At 67.8% G+C, this 21,908-nt stretch carries 15 protein-coding genes and 2 pseudogenes; 8 read left to right on the forward strand and 9 right to left on the reverse strand.

Translation table 11 applies throughout. The features are described 5' to 3' along the window. Positions 1-35: 35 nt before the first annotated feature. Positions 36-302, reverse strand: coding sequence for an Atu4866 domain-containing protein (locus tag OG542_RS00585; protein ID WP_328407191.1), 267 nt, complete (start codon positions 300-302; stop codon positions 36-38). Positions 303-443: 141 nt separating this feature from the next. Between OG542_RS00585 and OG542_RS00590 the strand changes: the two genes are divergently transcribed. Continuing rightward, positions 444-1,292, forward strand: coding sequence for a helix-turn-helix transcriptional regulator (locus tag OG542_RS00590; protein ID WP_328407193.1), 849 nt, complete (start codon positions 444-446; stop codon positions 1,290-1,292). 144 nt (positions 1,293-1,436) lie between these two features. Then, the gene (locus OG542_RS00595; protein ID WP_328407195.1) at positions 1,437-1,805 is read left to right on the forward strand and encodes a hypothetical protein; all 369 of its coding nucleotides are present in this window, start codon (positions 1,437-1,439) and stop codon (positions 1,803-1,805) included. A 540-nt stretch (positions 1,806-2,345) separates the two neighbouring features. Here OG542_RS00595 and OG542_RS00600 read toward each other — a convergent pair. Further along, the gene (locus OG542_RS00600) at positions 2,346-3,947 is read right to left on the reverse strand and encodes a TlrC/CarA/OleB/SrmB family ABC-F type ribosomal protection protein (RefSeq protein WP_328407197.1); all 1,602 of its coding nucleotides are present in this window, start codon (positions 3,945-3,947) and stop codon (positions 2,346-2,348) included. A gap of 269 nt (positions 3,948-4,216) precedes the next feature. Here OG542_RS00600 and OG542_RS00605 point away from each other — a divergent pair, with 269 nt between their 5' ends. Further along, positions 4,217-5,182, forward strand: coding sequence for an ADP-ribosylglycohydrolase family protein (locus OG542_RS00605; RefSeq protein ID WP_328407199.1), 966 nt, complete (start codon positions 4,217-4,219; stop codon positions 5,180-5,182). Positions 5,183-5,479: 297 nt separating this feature from the next. On the opposite strand, the gene OG542_RS00610 is transcribed toward OG542_RS00605, so the two are convergent. Beyond that, positions 5,480-6,847: a cytochrome P450 gene (locus OG542_RS00610; protein ID WP_328407201.1), complete on the reverse strand. Its 1,368-nt coding sequence runs from the start codon at positions 6,845-6,847 to the stop codon at positions 5,480-5,482. A gap of 555 nt (positions 6,848-7,402) precedes the next feature. Next, positions 7,403-9,097, reverse strand: a complete 1,695-nt coding sequence (locus tag OG542_RS00615) for a hypothetical protein (RefSeq protein WP_328407203.1) — start codon at positions 9,095-9,097, stop codon at positions 7,403-7,405. 2,553 nt (positions 9,098-11,650) lie between these two features. On the opposite strand from OG542_RS00615, the gene OG542_RS00620 reads away from it, so the two are divergent. Beyond that, entirely contained in the window at positions 11,651-11,827 is a 177-nt protein-coding gene (locus OG542_RS00620; RefSeq protein ID WP_408057841.1) for a transposase, read from the forward strand. Positions 11,828-11,928: 101 nt separating this feature from the next. Here the strand turns inward: OG542_RS00620 and OG542_RS00625 are convergent, their stop codons facing one another. From OG542_RS00625 to OG542_RS00635, 3 genes and pseudogenes are all read right to left on the reverse strand, one after another. Continuing rightward, on the reverse strand, positions 11,929-12,648 hold the full coding sequence (locus OG542_RS00625) for a hypothetical protein (RefSeq protein WP_328407205.1): 720 nt from the start codon (positions 12,646-12,648) through the stop codon (positions 11,929-11,931). A 128-nt stretch (positions 12,649-12,776) separates the two neighbouring features. Then, positions 12,777-13,448: pseudogene (locus OG542_RS00630) on the reverse strand (transposase); the annotation flags it as partial. Positions 13,449-13,493: 45 nt separating this feature from the next. Beyond that, positions 13,494-13,919 carry an SMI1/KNR4 family protein gene (locus OG542_RS00635; RefSeq protein ID WP_328407207.1) on the reverse strand — a complete coding sequence of 142 codons (426 nt, stop codon included), beginning with the start codon at positions 13,917-13,919 and terminating at the stop codon, positions 13,494-13,496. A 330-nt stretch (positions 13,920-14,249) separates the two neighbouring features. Between OG542_RS00635 and OG542_RS00640 the strand changes: the two genes are divergently transcribed. Then, positions 14,250-15,290, forward strand: coding sequence for a vWA domain-containing protein (locus OG542_RS00640; RefSeq protein ID WP_328407209.1), 1,041 nt, complete (start codon positions 14,250-14,252; stop codon positions 15,288-15,290). Positions 15,291-15,461: 171 nt separating this feature from the next. Here the strand turns inward: OG542_RS00640 and OG542_RS00645 are convergent. Continuing rightward, a pseudogene (locus tag OG542_RS00645) lies at positions 15,462-15,634 on the reverse strand (enoyl-CoA hydratase/isomerase family protein); the annotation flags it as partial. A gap of 596 nt (positions 15,635-16,230) precedes the next feature. Next, positions 16,231-17,064, reverse strand: coding sequence for a PIG-L family deacetylase (locus OG542_RS00650; protein WP_328407211.1), 834 nt, complete (start codon positions 17,062-17,064; stop codon positions 16,231-16,233). Between the two features lie 1,455 nt (positions 17,065-18,519). On the opposite strand from OG542_RS00650, the gene OG542_RS00655 reads away from it, so the two are divergent. From OG542_RS00655 to OG542_RS00665, 3 genes are all read left to right on the forward strand, one after another. Continuing rightward, positions 18,520-19,581, forward strand: a complete 1,062-nt coding sequence (locus OG542_RS00655) for a LacI family DNA-binding transcriptional regulator (protein ID WP_328407213.1) — start codon at positions 18,520-18,522, stop codon at positions 19,579-19,581. Between the two features lie 91 nt (positions 19,582-19,672). Next, the gene (locus OG542_RS00660) at positions 19,673-20,920 is read left to right on the forward strand and encodes a sugar ABC transporter substrate-binding protein (RefSeq protein WP_328407215.1); all 1,248 of its coding nucleotides are present in this window, start codon (positions 19,673-19,675) and stop codon (positions 20,918-20,920) included. Positions 20,921-20,930: 10 nt separating this feature from the next. After that, a complete protein-coding gene (locus tag OG542_RS00665) occupies positions 20,931-21,890 on the forward strand; it encodes a carbohydrate ABC transporter permease (protein ID WP_328407217.1) in 960 nt (319 codons plus the stop codon). The last annotated feature ends 18 nt before the right edge of the window (positions 21,891-21,908 follow it).

Consider the following 21,908-nt stretch of genomic DNA (forward strand, 5'->3'; position numbering starts at 1 on the left):
GCCCCCGATGAGCAGGGAGACCACGGCGGCCTCCGTTACGACGGCTTCTGCTCCCGGTAGAGCACGAGGTGCTCGTGGTGGAGCACTCCGTCCCGGATGTCGCCCGTGGCGGTGAACCCGGTGTCGTCGACGTAGTCCAGGTGGCTACCGGTCACGGTGTACCGGCCGGTGTACGCGCTGTGCCGCTCGCCGCGGGCTTCGTCGTAGCGGCCGTCCGGCAGCAGCTCCTGGCGGATGTGACCGTCCGCGGTCACCCACATCCCGACCGCGTCGGCGTGGTCGTCTCCAGCGGTCCCGGTCATGGCGGACTCCTCTCCTCGGTTGGTGCGGGTTCTGCCCTGCTCCACCGAGTCTGGGCAGGTCAGCGGCCATCAACCAGGACGCGTGCTGCCTGGGTGTGGCACACCCAGGCAGCACACCGGGCCGCCGCCTAGCCTGAACACATGGACGACAACCACCTGGGAGATTTCCTGCGCACACGCCGCGCCGGCCTGCGGCCGGAAGACGTCGGCATGGCGAGCTACGGGGTCCGCAAAGTCGCCGGACTGCGCCGCGAGGAAGTCGCCGTCCTGGCCGGAGTGAACGCCGACTACTACACCCGCCTGGAACAAGGGCGCGAGCGCAATCCCTCACCCCAAGTACTCGAAGCGCTCAGCGGCGCGCTGCACCTCGACGCGGGTACCCGCGCGCACCTGTACCGCCTGGCCGGGGCCGCACCGAGCGACCGGCCCTCCGGCCACGCCGCCGAGCGGGTCAGTCCCGCGCTGCGCCAGCTGATGGACGGCTACCCCAACACACCGGCGTTCGTCATGAGCCGGACCCTGGACATCCTCGCCGCCAACGCCTTGGCCGATGCCCTCTACGCCCCGTTCGAGCCGTCGGACAACCTGGCCCGCATGACCTTCCTCGACCCCGCGGGCCGACACTTCTACACGGACTGGGACCGGGCAGCACAGGCCACCGTCGCCAACCTGCGCCATGCAACCGGCTTCGACCCGGAACACCCACGGCTGCGCGAACTCGTCGGCACCCTCACTGAGCACAGCGCGGACTTCACCCGCCTGTGGAACGCCCACACAGTGCGCGGCAAGACCCAGGACGCCAAGCGTTTCCTCCATCCGGACGTCGGCCCTCTCACCCTCACCTACCAGGCTTTCGACGTACGCGACGCACCCGGCCAGCAGCTCGTCATCTACCACGCCGAACCAGGCAGCCCCAGCGCCCAGTCCCTCAATCTGCTCGGTTCCATCCACGCCTCCTGGCGCCAGCCCGAATCACGGCCCCACCACTAGTGCTGTGACCGGAAACGATCACCGTGCTGCTGGCTCATTGCCGAAAATCGAATCGTCATCACCTAGGAGAGAGACCTGATGCGGCGCTGCTCTGTGCTCATTACCGTCGGAGTCACGGAGCGGTGCTGACAGCTTGAGGGAGACGTGACGGCTGTGGATGAGCCTGGTGCGTACGAAATCCGGATCCATGGATGCCTGAGCGTGCGGGAGGCGTTGGGGCTGAAGGAGTCGGTCAAGCGTCTGCTGTGTCCGGACCCTGACCATGCGCCGCCGTGTGACGTGCCGTGGAGTTGCTTCGCCGTGGGTGACGACGAGCAGTCTGACGGCGGCATCGAGGCCACCGTCCTTGTCCTGGGCGTCAATGCATCAGGCAGGCGGGCCGCGCAGGTTGCTGACCAGGTGCGCGGTGTTGTGGGCGAGACCCGGCCAGTCACGGTGAGCGCGGCTGCTGCCGGACAGTTCGAGGAGCTGGCAGAGCAGTATCGGATCGAGCGCGCTGTCCGGCAGAGCTGAACGAGCAGCGCGCTGGTCTGGAGTGTCCAGTGCTGTGATTCGGGTGGTGAGAGTTGGCGACGGTGAACTGCCTCACTGGCCAGCGAGTTCGCCCGTCTGCGAAACAAGCTGGTCGCCTGTGACGCCCACTTCTTCGGCACCCCTGGTGACCTGGATCTGGGTGTGCCTCTCGCATCCTCGAAACGCCTGCCCACCGCGCGGCTGGCGTAACTGACTGCGCCCACCGCCTGCGGAACGTGCGGCCGGTTCAGCCTGCCAGGCGCTGGAGCCATTCGCGCAGCAGAGCCGTCTCCGTGTCTCGCAGAGGCACCCCGGCGCCCGCATCCGGGGGCCGGTGGTGAATGCGGTATGAGGTGCCCTCACCCTGCTGCGCGACTACGCCGACGAGAGCGACGGCGTACGGGTGATCTACTACGTACCGCCCTTGGGCCGATCACGATCGTGGCCTAGGTTGCGGCACAGGGCCTCCCTGAAACCCTGCGCCGCGCCCCGGACTTCTTTGGTCCGGGACGCCGCGGCTTGTGCCAGCTCTCGGCGCCCTCACACCATGACACCCTCCTCCAGTACAAGCCGCGTCCCCTCGAACCGCTCCCGCAGCGCCCGGTCGTGCGTGACCAGCACCACCGCCCCCGGGTAGCCGGCCAGGGCCTGTTCCAGTTCCTCGACCAGAGCGGGAGAGAGGTGGTTCGTCGGCTCGTCCAGGAGGAGCAGGTCTGCCGGGGCCGATACCAGGCGGGCCAGGTCGATGCGTCTTCGTTGGCCGTACGAGAGGTCGCCGACGCACAGATGCAGTTCCGCCGGGCGGAAGAGGCCGAGGGAGAGCAGGGACTCGGCGTGGTCGTCAGCGAAGCCGGGGCGGCCCAGGGCGAAGGCCTCCGCCACCGTCAGGCCGGGCGCCCACGGTGTCTCGTCCTGGCGCAGATGGCCGACCCTGCCCGGCACGCGTACCGAGCCCTCGTCCGGCCGCAGCTCGCCGGCCAGCAGTCGGATCAGGGTGGTCTTGCCCGCGCCGTTCGGGCCGGTGACCAGCAGCCGGTCGGTGGGGCCGAGGGTGAGGGAGTCCAGGTGGAGGCGGTTTCCTACCCGTACACCGGTGAGCTCGGTGGCTTCGTCGGTCTCGGCCGCTGTGCCGATGCGGGCCGTGAAGGCCAGCGGGTCGGGAGGAGGGGCCACCGGGGTCGCCGTCAGGCGGTCTACGCGCTCGCGGGCATTGCGGATGCGCACCATCGCGCCGTGCGCGCGGCCGCGGGCCCGGAAGCCGCCGTGGCCGAAGTTGGCCAGCGGCGCCTTGCGCGGAATGCCTTCGAGGCGGGTGGCGTTGCTGGTGGCCAGCCGCTGGTTGCGGGCCAACTCTGTGCGCCACTCCTCGTACTCCTGCAGCCGGCGCCGGCGGTCGGCGGCCTTGGCGGTGCGGTAGCCGACGTAGCCATCGCCGTAGCGTGTGATCTTTCCCGAGTCGGCCTCCAGGATCGTGGTGGTCAGGCGCTGGAGGAAAACGCGGTCGTGTGTGACCGCGAGCACCGTCCCGCGGTGTGCCCGCAGTTGCTCCTCCAGCCAGGCGACGGCCTGGTCGTCCAGGTCATTCGTCGGCTCGTCCAGCAGAAGCAGCTCCGGGCGGCCTGCCAGGACCGCGGCCAGGGACAGGCGGGAGCGCTCGCCGCCGGATAGCGTGCCGAGGCGGCGGTCGCGGGGCAGCGCGGGCAGGCCGAGGTGGTGCAGGGCCGTGTCTATACGGTGGTCGGCCCCGTAGGCGCCGCGGGCCTCGTAGCGCTCGAGGAGGGCGGCGTACGCGTCGAGGTCGCCGCCGTCGCCGAGTGTCTGCTCGGTCCGGCGCAGCTCCCTCTCCAGCGCGCGCAGCTCGGCCAGGGACAGGTCGATGGCGTCCTGGACCGTGGCGGTCGGCGGGAGCGGCAGGGTCTGTGGCAGATAGCCGATACCGTCGGCGGCGGTTACGGTCAACTCTCCGCCATCCGGGTGCTCCTGGCCCGCGATGAGCTTGAGGAGCGTGGACTTGCCGGAGCCGTTGTCGCCGATGAGCCCGGCCTTCTCGCCTGGCTTGAGCGTGAAGGAGACCTGGTCGAGAACGGAGCGGCCGGGGTAGCGCTTGGTGACGTCGACAAGGGTGAGTTGTGAGGTGCGCACGGGTGGGTCCCTCCTGGCCCAGGGCGGGCCGGAACGGGGCGGATGGCTGCACGGCGGGGCGCGGCGACGGCGGAGCGGTGCTCTACGCGGTCGGCGCCGGCTGTCTCACAGGGATCCCATGGGCAAGAAGGTACGACATGACCAGCCCCTTTGCAAGACGATACGTCTCGGCTCGCCGATCTCTTCTCGTAGTTCCCCACAGGCGGCATGCCCGCCGAAGAAGGAACAGGGCGGCGCGGCCGTCGGCGCGGCACAGATAGCCTGCGCGAATGAGGCGGATTCAGCGGGCTACTGGCGCGGTGGTCGGCTCAGCGGTGGGTGACGCCCTGGGCGGCCCCTTCGAGTTCGGTCCCCAGGGAGCGTTCTCCGCGCGGTTTCCCGCGCCTGGTGCCGGTGGCGAGATGCGCGGAGGCCGTGGATGGGATCCAGGCGAGGCCACTGACGACACGCAGATGGCCGTCCTGGTCGCGGAGTCGTTGCTGGAGCGGGGCGGACTGGATCTGCCGGACATCTTCGCCCGCTTCCAGCGGTGGGCAGCATCAGAACCGAAGGACATCGGCCTGCAGACCGAAGAGGTCCTGGCCAACGGCATGCCCTGGGACCTCGCCGCCGCGATCCATTTCCAGGTCAACCAACGAGCAGCGGGAAACGGCTCCTTGATGCGGGCATCGACCTCCGCGGTCCACTTCGCGGCCGCCGGCCAAAAAGCCACCATGGACGCGGCCCGCCGCATCGCTGCCCTCACCCATGGTGACCGCGCGGCCTGGGAAGGTACCGCGATCTTCCACGAACTCATCCGCGTCACGCTCGAGGACACCGAACCTCTCACCGCGCTGCCCGACATCCTGGCTCTTGTCCACCCCGACCACCGCAGCCGCTACGCCACCGTACTCGCGCCCGACTGGCACCCCGATCATGCGACCGAGTTCAACGGTGCCGTCTGGCCCTGCCTGGGCTCCGCCGTCTGGGCCCTGCGCACCACCACCAGCTTCGAAGACGCGATACGCGCCGCGATCGACCTCGGCGGTGACACGGACACCGTCGCCGCGGTGACCGGAGGCCTCGCGGGGGCGTACTACGGGCTGGACGCAATCCCCGCCCACTGGACCCAGCCGCTCCATGTCCCGCTCCCAGGATTCGACGGACGGGTGCTGCGCCTGGCGGATCTGCTCCACCTTGCCCACCGCCTCGAAACCGCTCATGCCGGTGATCTGCCTACGGATAGAGGCTGTTGATGAGACAGGCATGGTTTCCGGCACAGACGGCGCGGCTGTGGTGTAGGTCGCCGCGCCCCGCGCCGCCGAAATAGAACCCCCGCGCACGAGGAGGCCGCCGGAACGATCCGTATCGACAGTCCCGCTCGCCCCCATCCTCTGTTGCCGACGCCCCGGCCACCGTTCCAGACGTCCGAGCCCCCTGGACCTCCCGGGCCTCGCCAGGGCGCTGCTCGCCCAGCCAGCAGGTCACGCCCCCGTCGGGTACCGAGCGGACGACACATCCGGAGAACTGACCAACCCATCCAAGAGCACGCGCTAGAGGCCGGCCCCGGCTCGGGGACGGTTCCGGGGGCGGACCGTCATCCGCAGGGTGCGCGGTCGTACGGTGAGCCGGGCGACTTGGCGGATGACCTGGCCCTCGGAGAGTTCCAGCCGTACCGAACGCAGCATCGTCGCGAGCGCCGTGACCATCTCGGTGAGGGCGAGGCGGTCCCCCATGCACTTGTGCTTGCCGTCCCCGAAGGGCAGGAACGCGCCCGGCGGAGGCTCCTGCGCGGGGTCGGTCCACCGGTCCGGGTCGAAGGTCTGCGGGTCGGGGAAGCGCTCGGGGTCGCGGTGCAGGGCGTGCTGGCAGTAGGCCAGTTCGGTGCCGGCGGGCAGCGTCCACTCGCCGAGCCGGGTCTCCTCGGTGGTGCGGCGGGTGACCAGCCAGCCGGGGTGGTGCAGCCGCAGGGTCTCGGTGATCACCCGGTCCAGGTACGGCAGCCGGGTCACGTCGTCGAAGGCGACCGGCCGTTCGCCGAGGACCTCGTCCAGCTCGGCCATGACCCGGGCCTCGATGTCGGGGTTGCGGGCGAGCTCGTACAGGGCCCAGGACAGCACCGACGCGGTGGTCTCGGTCCCCGCGACGGCCAGGGTGAGGATCTCGGAGCAGATCTGATGCCCGGTCAGCGGCTCGCCGGTCTCCTCGTCGATGGTGCGCAGCAGCATGGAGAGCATGTCCCCGGTGTCGTGCCCGGAGGCCTGCAGCTCGTCGACGGCGGTGTTGATGGTGGCGCGTACGCCGGCCCGGGCCCGGTCGAAGCGGCGGTTGAAGGGCAGCGGCAGGCGCTCGGCCCAGTCGGGCAACATGATCCGCACGCCGACGTCGTTCAACACCACCGACAGGTCTCTGCGCAGCCGGCGGAAGACGGCGTCGTCGAGGCTGCCGGCGAACACCGTCTTGGCCAGCATGTCGAGGCTGAGCCCGACCATCGCCTCGCGTACGTCGAGGGCCTGCCCGGGCTCCCAGCCGTCGACCGTGGCGGCCACCTCGGCGCGCATGATGTCGACGTACCGGCTGATCTCGGTGTGGGCGAACGCAGGTTGGACCTGGCGGCGACGGCGTACGTGGGTCCGGCCGGTGGCGGTGACGACACTGTCGCCCAGCAGCTGGCCCAGCTTGTCGTAGAGCCGGCCCTTGTCGAGGGTGGGCCCCAGGGCCTTGAGCATCTGGTGGATCAGGGCCGGGTCCTGGACCACGACGGTGCGCGTCCCGGGTTGCAGGACGATCTCGACGAGTGGTTCCCGTGTCTCGCGCAGCGAGTCGATGAAGCCGAGGTTGTCGCGCATTTTCAGAGCGTGGCCGATGAACGGAAACGATCCCGCGGCTCGGGGTATGGGGGGAGGCGCAGTGGACGTCACGGGTCATCACCTTCACGGCAGTCATGGGGTCATGGGCGCCCCTATGACTTCCCAGAACCTTCCCAAGTGCAATCCTGACATGAACGTGTCCTGCGCCACGTGGGACGAGCTGGTTGGGAGAGGAGGGGGAGCCCCCCCCTCCCCTCCCCTCCCCTCCCCATTCCGGTCACAGGAGGTACGCCAGGGGTTCGGTCTTGCTGGTGTAGGGCAGCAGGTTGGAATCCAGACTGATCGGTGAGGTCTGGTCGTGTCAGGTGACCACTGGGCAGAGCGGCACCCCGTTTCGCGCTGTCGCTCGGTCAGCTCGCCGTCGAGGTCAAGCGCGTAGCGCAGCGCGCTCAACGTGTCCGCCGCCGGCACGCCCCAGGTCTTGCGAGCCTCGCTCTGGATCTCCAGCATCCCCGACCACCCCGGCGCCGTCGTCTCCCCGGTCCGGCCCGCCGCCCTCTCCGATGGACCTGGAGCCCGCGGTGGACTGAAGGGCCACGGGACCGGTCCGAGGTCGCTGGTGAGGACGGCCCCACCATCTACTCGTCTGGAACAGGGGGTGAGGTGTCAGCCGTCGAGCCAGTCGCCTGCAAGGCTCGTGGGACGGTATCCCGTGGCGTTCCAGAGGAAATGCGGGTGGGCGCAGCCGAACATGTAGGCGAGCAGTGTGGTGTCTTCTCTCCCGGTTTGGGGGTCGTGCAGGGCCTGGAACTTTTCAGATCCGACTGAGCCGGCGTCTTGTTGGACGTGACGAGCGCGGGCCTGGGACGGTGCGGCGCTGGATGCCTCCACGGCGGCGATGTAGGTGCGGCGCAAGATCTCCCATGTGCTGTCGATGTTGCCGTACCAGGGGCCGTGCAGTGCCTCGAAGGCATGGAGCTCGGCGTCGAAGAGGGGCCATGTCTGGGGGTACTGGGCCCGGCAGCGTTCGGATAGCTGAGCGGTCCGGGTGCTCAGTGCTGGTGCGGTGGGCCGCGGGGTGATGGTGAGGGTGGTGCCGTGGGTGAGGATGCCGGTGCATGGGTTGGGCTGCAGGTCGCAAAGCGGGCAGTCCTCGGCCGGGGGGAGGCCCTCGGTGATGCCGTCGAACCACAGGGCGTGACGGCCCGTGAGCCCCATCCAGACGATGGTGGTGGTCATCAGCCAGGTGTTCCACATCGGGCTATGCGCCTCGGGCATGCAGCCGTACTTGACGAGGGCGATGGCGCAGGCAGCGTAGAAAGCCTTGGTGTGGGTGGGCATGTCGGCTAGCCAGAAGTTACTGATCTCGCCGGTGAGGGCGTCGGCTCGGACGTCGACCATGTCGTCGATGACGCGGCACAGCAGCAGGGAGGCGAGGTGTTCTTCCTGCCAGAGTTCGGTGTCGGGTGAGACGTGCCAGAACAGGCAGTCCAGCATCTGCAGGAGTGAGTAGCTGCTCTGGCTCAGTGGGTTGGTCTGGGGAAGTATGACGCTGCCCGCGTGGTGCTGTTTGAGCCAGTACTCGTCGACGGATCGCTTATGGGCTGCGAAGAGTCCGGAGACAAGCGCCCGTGCGCTGTTGGTGTTGAAACTCTCAGCCAAGCGGTGTTCGGCGAGTTTGGTGAGGCGCGTTGTATCGATGGTGTCGCGCACGCGTTTGTATTCGTGGAAGACGAGGATGTCGTCTTCGAAGCGGTGGCGGTGACCCAGGTCTCGTTCAAGGTCGTTCATCTGCCGGGTCCAGGACCATCCACCGGTCAAGACGCTGTTGAGTTCCCGACGGTATGGCCAGGTCTTGTTGGTGAGAGGACGACCCGCGCTCTGCCGCCAGCCGTAGTCACTCAGCGTGCGTGCGGGGGGTGTGGGCAGCCGACCGCAGAGAGAGCAAGCACAGTCGGATATCTGCTGCTCCTCGCGCGGCGGGGTGAGTGCTCGGCTCCTCCAGGCCTCTTCCAGCATCCTGCTGGTCAGTCGGCATACCTCAGTATCGGTGCTGACTTGGGGGAAGGCTGCTTCGATCATGCGCAGGCTGGTGTCGAGTTGTCTCAACCTGGCGTGGCCCTCCGCGTCGGGCGGGAGGAACGTGCGCGGCGCCAGTTGGAGGGCTCCGTCCATATGCAGCGTGGTGCTGGAGTGGGGGGATCCGAGCTCGTCCAGCCGCTGCTGAGCGGCGCTCTGGCAGTCTCGGTACTCCTTCGTGCTCCCATTGATGCCCTTCGCCAAGAGGCGGGCCAGCGCTTCCCCCGCCTCCCCGGGCTGGAGTTGGGCGCTGGGCTGCGCCGGAACGCTGTCGGCGGACACCTTCGGGACAGCACCTAGGCCTCGAGATTTCACACCGATCTCCCTTCAAGCTATGTTCCATGCAGAGGAATCGAACGGCCCGTGGTTGTTTGGCCGGTCGCGTCCGCGATCTTTCTGTACCTTCCGCTGCGGCCGCCCCGAGCAGCCGGACTCACGCGACCGGCTCCCGGTCCGAACGACCGCGAGGGGCACGGCTGCTGCGTTGACAGCCGAGGAAGTGGAGCGGGCCGCCGTTGCCCTTTGAGGACGAACTGCCCCGCGCCCGCCCGGTTCTCGAACGGGGCGAACCGATCGTCCACGGCAGACTCGTCCTCGACAGCGCCGGCCTTCCGTGAACGGCCCGCCCTTGTCAAAGCACTCCTGCTGCGAGACGTGCGCCTACTTGGCTGCCTCAGGAGTGTTGATCAGGAAGCAATCGCGGCCCGTCAGGCGTAGTGCGTCCGGATCATGCGGCTGCCGGATCCGAGGTGCGCTACTGCCGCTAAGTGACTGCCAGGAGCGCCAGAGGATCCGATGCCAGTCGCCCCGGATGCCCGATCAACGGGAGCTTGCCCGGGGATGTCTGGACCATCTGCTGCGTCAGTTCTCCCATGTGATCTCCACGGGAATACCACCGTCCGCCTTGCTTCGACGGGGCAGAGCACCCGCGGCCTACTGCCCGCGGAGCGCAGCGAGGTGGCTATTGGCTCACCCGCCACCTCGGCTACGCGGTCCGCCCGGTCCGGCAGGTGGGCGTCGAACTGGCCATCGAAGAGGAAGGCCGGGGAGAACCAGTTCTCGTCATCGGCCGAGGCGTGTGGGTAGGCGCGGGCGGTGGCCTGCGGCAGGTCCCATGACTTGCACCCCTCGAACGCCGGCCTGGCTGCGGAGCAGGCCCATGTCTTGGATCCAGCACAGAAGACGCTCCTGGGCGTACTCAAGATGTCTGCTCGCAGAGTCGAAGGGGCGGTCGAACGTTGACGTCCTGAGGCATGGGCTTCCTTTCGGGAGACGGACCGCAGAGTCCCCCCGGCCTTGCAAACAAGCGGCCGCCGAGACCGCCTGCACACTCGAACTGGGCTTCGCAGAACGAAAGTTGAATCGAGAACGCTACGAGGCTGCCCAGGGCGTAAATGATCTACACCGTGACCCGGCCGTGATCTGGGTTACTGCTCAAGCCTCATGAGCTGCATATACTCGCGCGCCCCCGCGGGTGTGAACGCGACCTACGTCACCGCGTTCTCCTGTGCGGTCCGTCGAACGGATTGCGGTCCAGACCACCAGATCCGCCTGCGCTCCCTCGCGTGTCCAGCCGGTGTCGTCGAGCTGGTTCACCCGGGCCGAGCCCGCCGTTCAGGCGCAGACCGCCTCGGCGAGTCCGTCCCCTGTCGGTATTGGAGTCGCACCGGCCGAATTGCCAGTCGATACGCGGGACAGGATGGCGACGAACCACTGCACTCAGTGGGCCAGGTGAGAAATTGAAGCGTCGGCCCCCAAGGCCGATTCCAGTCTCCTAGGCTGCTTGAATTCCTGAGCTCCCGCAACCCATTCCAGACGCTCGGGGTATCAGATGTATGGCACACCACCTCCGACGTCGGAGACATGTTTCTTGAAATCAACGTTTGAGGTGGGGGGCGTCTATCAATCCACAAGGCTCCATCCAGAGATGGAACCATGGCTCATGAATTCAGCACGCCATGGCGAGAAGGTGACTGACCTGCGAACTGCGGCTACCAGCATGTACGGGACGGTGAATCGCGTCGTGGAAGCCGTAGGGCAGGACATCGAGCAGTTTCTCCGCGCCACCAGCGCCACCACGTATCACGTAAACGTGGACCAGCATGGCCTTCGCCGGACGACTGTCTCGTCTCAGCCGGGCCTACTCCACGCGACGCCATTATCACCGCACTTGGCCTCTTGAGTCTCTATGCAGCCGAGCTTGGCGTCAGCTACGACCCATGTGACGCGAAGAGGCAAGTAGTGGACCAAGGAACGTACACCCTGGATTCCGTCAAGGTCACCCTACGGTACGGCGTGGACGACGATGCTGAGCCAAGGCTCGGGCACCTCCCTGTCGCGCCAGCACCAGATCGGCGTCTCGACAGGAGCCGTCTCGTTGATCACGACCAGGATGCTGGCAGCGACGAGGCCCTGATGCTCGATCGGGAGGCACTCGCCAAGGGCGGTGCTCGAGGTCCCCTGCAGCCGAGCGAGCTCTCACGCGAACTTGACGGTGTGAAAGGCTCTTGCGCCGCGCCGTCATCCTGCCCTCTCTTGCACTGGTGCACTCGGTGTCGCCTGTCACCCTCAGCGGCCGCAGGCCGTCCCGAGCGGCGACGTGGACATGTCGCTATGGACTGTCCCGCAATCGATCTTGCGGCGTGCTAGATGTGCCAAACCAGCCAATCCCGCACGCCAGGGGCTTGAGGGCAGCGTACCGGCCACCCGATTCCGGCATGGGCCCCGTCGCAGATGCCAGCCAAACTCCGCGCGGACAAGGCGTAGTTCTCCTCCGCCGAAGATCGCGCCTGGCTGCGTAGCCGTGGCGTCGTCCCGCGTATCCCCCGCCCTGGGATCGAGTCGAGCAAGCAGCTCGGGCGGCACCGCTGGAAGATCGAGCGGTCGATTTCGTGGTTGTTCGACTACCTCCGGCTGACCGTGCGATACGAGCGCAAGGGCTCCCACTTTCTCGCCTTCCTCGGCCTCACGGCTGCACTGGTTTGCTACAACCTCGCCAAACTCACCATGTGAGACACGCTCTCAGGAAACGATCAAGGCGAAGCTGCCTTGGCAAAGAGCGAACCCGTCAATGACGGGGCCACTCTCAACTCGCGCGTTCCTGCATCTGGTCCTCAGCGTTCTCGAAGCTCAGCGGTCTTCCGCGGATCGTCCGCCAGAATGCGGGCCGCGAGCTGCCTCACCTGCTGCTCCACGGACTGATCGTGGGTGACGAACAACTCGTACCCGTATGAACATGTGCGCTCCCCCGGTGCCGGGACCTGGTGGAACTCGACATCGACGCCCTCGGGACTGGTGAGCTCCTCGGGGACGTCGGGCTCCTCGCGTCGTGGCCAGACACCTGCGAGAACGCAGCCCCACTGCTCGAACCAGCCGCTGCCCGCAAGGGTCTGCTCGAGCAGTCGGGCCACGGTGTCTACCGGCTCTTCCCAGCTGCGGTCCGCTGCGGCCCGCGCGAGTTCGGCTTCGTACTGGGCAGCATCGAAGCGGATGTCCCCGGGCAAGGCAGTGATATCGCTGGTGCTTTCCCAGGCGTCCCAGATCACCCGGTCGCCCTCGCGGCGCATGGTGACGTATAGGGCGCCGCAGCAGCCGGCGGTGCAGATCGGCTCAGTGATCATGACCCTGCGCGGTTCCGCCGTGACCGCCAGCGGCCAGCTCTCGGCCGGGCCTTTCCAGTGTCGGCAACTGAGTGCCACCCCTTCCGGGTGGACTTCCTTCAGAACGTCCACGCCGTCGATCAGAGGCCGCACCTCGGCCCAGGGGTCCGCCGCCCAGTCGTCCGGGATCCTATGCTGCAAAGTCAAGGTACTGATCGCCAGCTGATCGGTCATACTCACATGATCGGCTGACGCCGCGCAGCCGCATACTCATTTCCTGGGTGTGATCAGCCTCGGCTGGTCGTGCCAGGGCGGCCACCGCTCGTGATCGAGAAGCTCGCCAAACTCACCACGTGAGACATGCTCTTCATCCTGGCGAAGACGTGCTCGACGCGGGCACGGACCTTCTTGTGGGAGCGGTTGTGCTCCTGTTTCCACTCGCAGAGCTCGCCGCCGACGGGGCGGCGGTGCGGAATCACGAGGCCGGTGCCTTGGTAGCCGCCATCAGCGATCGTCGTGGTCCCTTCCACGGCTGCCCTCGCGCCGGATTCGAACCACGCTTAGCAGTCGTTGCGGTTCCCCGGCACCGGCCGTCCGACCGCGACGACAGCGGGCGTCAGCGTCGATGACTACCTGGTGGTTTGTCGAGTAGCGGTAATTCTTCGACTGCTCGGCGGCGGTGTGATCCCGGGTGCGGACAAGAGTTCCGTCGACGATGAGCACAGCCGCGGCGAAAGCGCTGCCGCTGCTTGAGGGCAAGCTGCGGCCCCGTGCGGTCGATGATCCGGTCGGCGCTGGACTTGGAGACGCCGAACTAGGCGGCGAGCTGCCGCAGCGTCAGGTTGGTTCGCCAGTAGGCGGCCACCAGCAGAACCCGGTCCTCCAGTGGCAAGGACCACGGACGCCCAGGACGCGTCCGGTCGGCCCCTTCTCGTCGAAGCACTGTGATCAGCTTGCGGAAGTCACGCGGGGCTCATCCCGCTGAAAGGGGTGCTGTCCCAGGACATCTCTGACGCCGTGATCACACCGGTCACGCCAAGATCATGTCACCGCGGCGTCCGGCCCTGTGAGCCGAGGTGTCACAGCTTGATCTGCCCGGTCAGCCACCATTCAAGGTACTTGGCCAGGCTCGGTGCCACCCAGGTGCGGCTGTCGTCCTCGTGGTTCCAGACGAAGACGTCGGGCCGCCGCAGGCCGGGCAGGAGCGCGAAGAGATCACCGTTGTCGGCGTCCGCGAAGAAGAGCAGCGGGTCGAATGGCATGTAGAGCGTGGCGAGCTCACTGTCCTCGCGAAGGGTCCGGTTCTCGGAGGCGATCCGCTCCGCCGACCAGATCAGCCCAGCCTCGTACTCGCCCTCGATGCCGTCGCATTCGCGGAGCAGGGCGACCAGGTCAGCGGGTAGTGGATGCCCTAGGGATGAGGCACAGCGGAGCAGCGCCGACTCCGACGCTGGGGGCTGGAAGACCGCAGACCCGGGAAGGCCCTCGACAAGCTCAATCCACACAGTTTCCCCGAACCTCCCCAAGACGGTGATCAAGTCAGCAAGGGGCCTTATCGGCGCGAACCGAGGGCCCCCACCCGAACGCAGCGCGCCGGATCACCAAGCGAAGAGTACGGCCCCGCCCCTGCCAGCCTGACGCTGCCCCGGACCGATGCGGGGACAGCCCTCAGCCTTCCCACCGCCGCGGCCTGGCGGACGGCACTCGTTTCCGGTCGCCCTCGCGCCTCGCCCGGCGACGCGCGTGCTGCTGTCGTGAGGCCGGTCGGACCAAGATCGATTGTCAGTGGTGGGTGAGAGGATCGGAGCATCAAGTCGGAACAAGGGGGAGCTGTGATGACCGGAAGCCAGAATTACATCAACCACGTTGCTCTAGTGCTGGATGCCAGCTCATCCATGTCGCACCTGAGCCGAAAGGTCGTCGAGGTCGCCGATCAGCAGATCGCCTACCTCGCCCGCCGTTCGAGGGAATTGGACCAGGAGACCCGCGTCACGGTGTACGTCTTCGCCGACAAGGTGGAGTGCGTCATCTACGACAAGGACGTGCTGCGCATGCCGTCGCTGAAGCAGCTGTACCGTCCGGGTGGAATGACGGCGCTCCTGGCTGCCGCACTGAAGTCACAGCGGGAGCTGGCGCAGACCGCGCAACTGTACGGCGACCACAGCTTTTTGACCTTCGTGCTCACCGACGGTCAGGAGAACGCGAGCCACCGCTGCCGGGGTTTCTCCGCCCAGGATCCACACCAACTGGTCCAGGCCGTGGCCGAGATGATCGCGACGCAGCAGGACAACTGGACGCTGGCCGTCCTGGTGCCCGACCAGATGGGCAAGCGCGAGGCCATGCAGTGCGGTTTCCCCAAGGACAACATCGCCATATGGGACGCCACCAGCACACAGGGCCTGGAGGAGGCCGGGCAGGTCATCCGGCAGGCCACGGAGAACTTCATGATGGGCCGCGCCCAGGGCATTCGGGGATCGCGCGCGGTGTTCTCCACCGGCGCGGACGCGGTCAATGAGAACACCATCAAGGCAGCCGGCCTCACCCCGGTCGATCCGTCGAAGTACCAATTGATCCCGGTCTCTCGCGACGCGGCCATCAGAGAATGGGTCATCGAATGCGGACACGCCTACCGGACCGGTGGGGCGTTCTACCAGCTGAGCAAATCGGAGAAGATCCAGGCGCAGAAGCAGATCGCGGTCCTAGAGAAGAAGACAGACCGCGTGTACACGGGACCCGAAGCCCGGGCTCTGCTCGGCCTGCCCGACACGGAAGTTCGCATCAAGCCGGACCACAACGACCACTTCACCATCTTCGTGCAGAGCACCAGCGTCAACCGGAAACTCGTGCCCCATACACGGCTGCTGCTCATGATCTGACTTCGATGTGAGACCGATCGGGATGCCGGGAAATGACCGCTCCCCGGCATCCCACGCCGCCGACTCGGCCGGCGACGGGCGCCGACCGAACAGCACGCGGTGCGACATGCTGCCGCCGCTTGCGTCTTCTCCCCGAGCCCGTCCCAGGCGCGGCCGGCAGGTCGCCTTCCTTCAGCGCGTGGCCCGCGACAGACCGAGTTCGCGTTCGCCGAGTGGGGTGAAGAAGCGCTCGACATCGGCATCGGTGACCTCCGCAGGGCACTTCGGCGACCAAGCGTGGCCCGCAGTCCTTGTCGACGACTTGAGGCGCGGATCCCCTCCACCAGCTCGGGTTGGCCCAGGGTCCAGGGCGGCGCAGGAGACTGGCGGCGATGGCTGCTTCTGACTGCTGCGCAGCCACGCTGACCACCCTCGAACGCACCGAACCCGTGCACCACCTCCTCGGCCCCGCCCTACGGCGGGGCTGAGGTCGTTCAGTGTCGCGTCGACCACTGTGGCGTAGCCCATGAGCAGAGGCACTTCGGCCAAGTCGGGGGTCCGATGAGGGACCGGTCGCCGATCAGGGGCTTGAGCTGTGCTGCGGGCAGGCTCAGCACTTTCACTGCCGTACACGGCGCCACCTCGAACCGTACCGGCGGGACGTTGTGCCGCACGATGAACTGTCCGGCCGGTACGGTGACTTCGCCGGACGAAGCGCCACGCTCCGCGCCGCACCAGGTGCACGGGGACGCGGCAGCGCGAGGCCGCTGCCGAGGGTCGTACACAGCGGCGCCGGCTCCTTCAGCGTGTGTGAACTCGAGGACGCAGCCCTCGGCCATCCCTGATTGAACCGGGGCGACCTATTCCGGAAGGCTCGCGTGGACAAGCCTCCGGGGGTGTGATGCGCTCGATCGCGCTGTGAGGCTGGTGAGCTTTCCCGGACCCCGGTCAGGCGGGCGGATCAGCGCAGTCCGGCGAAGAGATCGTTCTCGGGTACGGCCGCGCCGGTGGCGTCCTGGACACGTACGAAGGTCTCCATGCCCATCAACTCGCCGAACCTCTCCTTGCCCATCTTGAGGAAGAAGATGTTCTCGCCCTGACTGGCGTGCGCGGCCAATGCGTCGAACTTCTGACCGCTGAACGCGGTGGTGTCCACCCATGTGGTGATCTCATCGTCGGGGAGGCCGATCTCGGCCATCGCGGCGGCCTCGGCAGGATCCGGCTCCGGCATGTCCTCATGAAACTCACGCATGACCTCCCCGAACCGCTGCATCATCGAGCGGGGCATCGTCGTCCAGTACACCTTCGGTGTCAGCGCGGTCATCTCCAGCGCCGCCATCGTGATGCGGTGGGCCTGGATGTGGTCGGGGTGGCCGTAGAAGCCGTTCTCGTCGTAGGTGACGACCACATCAGGTCTGTAGTGCCGCATGAGTTCCGCGAGTCGGGCGGCGCCCTTCTGCACGGGGGTCTGCCAGAAGGATCCGGGGGCGTCGTTGCTCGGCCAGCCCATCATCCCGGAGTCGGCATAGTCCAGCACTTCCAGATCGCTGACCTTCAGGACGTGACAGCTCGCCTCGAGTTCTTGACGGCGCATCAAGGCGACCGCTGCCGGATCGTGCCCGGGATCGCCCGGCTTGACACCCCCCGGTCCGTCACCGCAACCGCCATCGGTACACGTCACGAGGACCGTGCGGATGCCTTCCGCCGCGTACCGCGCGAGGACCCCTCCGGTCCCGGTGGCCTCGTCGTCAGGGTGGGCGTGCACTGCCATGAGCGTCAAGGGCCGGTCAGCCATAAAACAGTCCTCCTGCAGAAATACGTCTTGGTCCGAGTGCGGCGGGCGTACCGCGATCCCGGGGCCCGGATCCTGTCGGGGCGGACGACCTTGTGGTCTCCGTGTTCCCCGCACGTGCGGCTCCGGTCCCTCGACCGATGCAACAGTGTCGGCCGGACCGGCTGTTCCCGGCACGGCTGCTTGGCCTTCCAGGCCTCGGCGTTTCAACGCGCACGAGGTACAGGCGTGAACTGCGCCGTGGCATGGAGCATCGCTCTGACCAGTAACTTTCGGACGTGATTCAGAGTGTGTCCCTATCCGCGGCGCCCCAGCTCCCCTCGTATTTCATGGGCATGGGGTCGGGCCTGTGCGGAAGGGTGAGGCCGTGCTGACCTACGTGTACCGCGTCACCAAGTACGACCCCGCAGACCGCGATGGACGTGGCCGCTACACCGGCCCTGAGGACACTGTCAGCGGCCACGGCGCGGTCGAGGGGGCCTATCTTCGGCGGTCGCGGCCTTCGCGGCGGACACCGGCATCGATCATCTGGTCGTATGCGAACCGCAGGTTCCCTCCCTCTCACACTTCGGTGTGAAGCCTCCGGTGGACGGTATCGGGCTGGCACGGCTCTTCCCGTCCGGCCAAGCCGCTTTTCACGACAGGGCACAGATACCGCTCGATATCGTGCTGGAGCTGGTGCGGGTCATGCTGCGCGACAGCGGGGCCTGGTGCCGCCCTGCCCGCTGACGGTCTCGTCGAGGGCGTGTGGCAGGACGACGGCGGCAACATCCGCAGCGTCATCGCCGACGAGGACGAGTTCCCCGAACTGACCGCCCGGATATTCCGTGCCCGTGCCGCCGCGCTCCTGTCTGTATATGTGGGTGAACGTGTGCCTCTGTGCACTGCTGTCGTGCCCGACAACGACGGAGTCCTACGGGCTCGTTGGCGAACCGAGCCGACGCCAGGCGACCGCGACTGGGCACTTCGGCAGCCCCACGGGTGAGCGCTCCGACAGGCAGGACTCAGATGCGTGACCGACCGGCCATCGAGTGGCCATCGGTCGTGAGATTCGGCCACGGAATCTGAGATCCCACACCTGGTGTTGCTCGAGGCAGCCGCAGAAATCTGTCATGCCCCCAAGAGCAGGAAGAGGGCGCAGCCGATCACGTCGGGCACCCAGATCAGCCGATTGACCTGCTTCAGGACACGGGCCGGTACCCCCTGTCTGGTGTCACCTCACCGGTGACGCGGAGACAGCGGGTTGAGCAGGTCAGGTGTACGACCTCAGCCATCGAGCGGCGCGGCTCGTGACACCTGGTCAGGATCGGCGAACACCTCGTTCGCGAGCCGGACGTATCGCTCAAGGTATTGCCCTTCCTCACCCGCCGTGCTTAAGGTCCCCCCGTTTATCGAATCGATTCGATGGATTCGACACAGCCGACGGGCGGGCCCCAAGGCCGACCGGGTGGAGGTGGAATGACCACGATCAAGGACGTCGCCGAGCGGGCAGGCGTCGCGCCGAGCACCGTGTCGTACGTCCTGAGCGGATCTCGCAAGATCTCCGAGGACACCCGGCGCGCGGTGCAGGCCGCGATCGACGATCTCGGATACCACCCGCGCGCGAGTGCCCGTACGCTGCGCAGCGCACGGACCCGGGTGCTCGCGCTGGCCGCGCCGCGCGTGCCCGGGGCGTACCGGGCGATCGACGGGCGGTTCGCGATCGACGTCACCGACGCCGCCCGCGTGCACGGGTACGACGTGCTGCTGATGACAGACAGCGACGGCGTCGGTGGGCTGCGGCGGGTGGCCCGCAGCAGGCTCGCGGACGCCGCGGTGCTGATGGCGGTCGAGGACCGCGACCCCCGTGTCGAGGTCCTGCGCGAACTGGGCTTCCCCGGGGCTCTGCTGGGTCACGACGATCACGCGGCGCTGCCCTGGACCGACCTCGACTGGGAGGCCGCTGTCGCCCTCGCCGTGCGCGAGACGGCCGCAGCCGGACACCGGCGGATCCTCTTCCTGTCGTCGGCCGAGCACGAGGTCGCCGCACGCCGCGGCTATGCCCTGCACGGCCTCGACGGCGCCCGGCGAGCGGCCGTCGAGACCGGGGCCGATGTCCGCGTGATCCCGTCCCACCGCGGTCCGGACGTCCTGGCGCGGCGGCTGAGCGAGGCTCTGGCCGCGCGGCCCGTCCCGACCGCGCTGGTCGTCCAGCACCTGATCCTTCTCCCCCGCCTGCTGGACGCAGTGGCGGAGGCCGGGTTGCGGGTCCCCCACGATCTGACCGTCGTGCTCGTCGGCAGTCTCCCGGACGAGCTGGGCATCCGGCATCTGCCGCGGATCGATCTGCCCGTCGCGGAGATGTCCACAGCCGTGACCCGGCTCGCCATCGACGCGATCGGCCCCGGCCGCGACGACCGGTCGTCGACTTCGCAGGAGCCCCTCGCGGCACCTGCCTCGAGCATGCCCTCCGGCACGCCGCACCACCTGATCCAGCCGCGGATGGCCGGGCCCGTCATCGCCCCGCCGTCGCCCGGCTGACCATTCGGACCGTCCGTACGGCACGGCCCCCCCACGTCCCATCGCCGGACCACCGCATGTCCAGAGCCGCACATGTAACGGAGGATCAACCTTGCCGTTCTTAGCAGGACGCATCAGAACAGGACGCGTTCCCGCGCTCGCCGCCACCCTTGCCTGTGCCCTCGTCGCGCCAGGGCTGGCCGGCTGTGCCGCGGAGCCCGACCCGGGCACTGTCACCGTGCTCAACTCGGCGACCGACACCGCCGAGCACACCGCCAACCAGCGGTTCTTCGACCGCTGCGGCAAGCCGCTCGGCTTGCAGGTCGAGCAGATCAGCGTGCCCGCCGACCAGATCGCCTCCAAGGCGCTGCGGATGGCGTCGTCCGACTCGCTCACCGACATTCTGGAGCTCGACGGTTCGGAGCTGCCCCAGTTCGCGCAGACCGAGGGCCTGCGGCCGCTCGACGACGTCGGGGTCGACACCTCCGGCCTCTCCGCGAGCGCGAAGTCCCTCGGCTCGTACGACGGCACCCAGTACGGCATCGCCCGTTCCGTCAACTCCCTCGCGCTGATCTACAACACCGAGCTCCTCAAGGACGCGGGCGTCGCCGCGCCCACCACCTGGAAGGAGCTGCGGGCGGCCGCGAAGAAGCTGACCGCGGGCGACACGTACGGCATGGCCTTCAGTGCGAGCCCGAACGCGGACGGCGTCTACCAGTTCCTTCCGTTCTTCTGGTCCGCCGGCGGTGACGAGACCAAGATCGACAACGGCAAGGGCGAGGCCGCGCTCCAGCTCTGGAAGGACCTGGTCGCGGACGGCTCCGCCTCCAAGTCCGTCGTCAACTGGAACCAGCAGGACGTCAACGACCAGTTCGTCGCGGGCCGCGCCGCCATGATGATCAACGGGCCGTGGCAGGTGCCGGTCCTCAGCGCCCAGAAGAACGTGGACTGGGCGGTCGCGAGCATTCCGGTGCCCGAGGCGGGCAAGCCGGCGGTGCCACCCATCGGCGGCACCGTCATGGCCGTACCGAAGAACGACGAGGACCCGGCCCGCGAGAAGAACGCCGGCAAGGTCCTCAACTGCCTCAACTCCGAGAAGAACCAGCTCCACTGGGGCGAATCGGTCAACAACGTGCCCACCCGCACCACGGCCGCTCAGGCGTACGCGAAGCAGAACCCGAAGCTCACCGCCTTCGCCGAGCTGGTCACCACCGCCCGCTCCCGTACCGCGAAGGTCGGCACCGGCTGGCCGGTCGTCGGCGACGCGCTCTCGGGCGCCTTCCAGTCCGTGCTGACGGGCCGTACCAGTCCCGAACAGGCCCTGCACCGGGCCCAGCAGCAGGCTTCAGCGGGGAAGTGAGGAACCGGCCATGACCACCATCACCTCCCCGGCGCCCGCCTCGGGCACCGCCAAAGCGAAGTCCGCCGCCGGCCGCGCTCCGATGCGCCGCGGGCTGCTGCGCTGGCTCTTCGTCGCTCCCGCGCTCGCCTACATGGCGCTCTTCTTCGGCTACCCGCTCGTCCGCAACGTCGTGATGAGCTTCCAGCACTACACGCCGAAGACGTACTTCACCGGCGAGGCGCCGTTCAACGGCCTCGACAACTGGCGGGCAGTCTTCGCCAACGAGCTGTTCACCGACGCCCTGTGGCACACGGCCCTGTTCACCGTCGGTTCACTGCTCGGCCAGTTCACCGTCGGCCTGGCCCTCGCCGTCTTCTTCTCCCGTCGCTTCCGGCTCTCCGGCTTCGTACGCGCCATCCTGCTGCTGCCGTGGCTCGTGCCCATGGTCGTCTCCGCAGTCGTCTGGCGGCGCATCCTCGACCAGGACCACGGCATGCTGAACACCGCCCTCCACGCGGTCGGCCTGGCCCCGCAGGACGGCGTGCCGTGGCTGAGCAGCCCCGGCGTGGCACTGCTGTCGGCGGTCCTGGTCAACATCTGGATCGGCATCCCGTTCAACATGGTCATCCTCTACGGCGGCCTCCAGGAGATCCCGCGCGACCTGTACGAGGCCGCCTCGCTCGACGGCTCCGGCCCATGGCGGACGTTCCGCAGCATCACGCTGCCGATGCTGCGCCCGGTGATCACCGTCGTGCTCGTGCTGGGCTTCATGTCGACGGTGAAGATCCTCGACCTGATCCTGGCGCTCACCTCGGGCGGACCCGCGGACGCCACACAGACGCTGGGCACGGTCACGTACCAGCTCTCCTTCCTTCAGCTCGACTTCGGCCAGGGCGCCGTGGTGGGCAACGTCCTGATCCTCATCAGCGCGGTCTTCGCCGTGCTGTACCTGCGGGCCAACCGCGCCGACTTCGGCAAGGGGAAGTGACCGACGATGAACCGACCG

The sequence above is a fragment of the Streptomyces violaceus genome, assembly GCF_036014075.1.
In the GTDB taxonomy this organism is placed as follows: Bacteria; Actinomycetota; Actinomycetes; order Streptomycetales; family Streptomycetaceae; genus Streptomyces; species Streptomyces violaceus.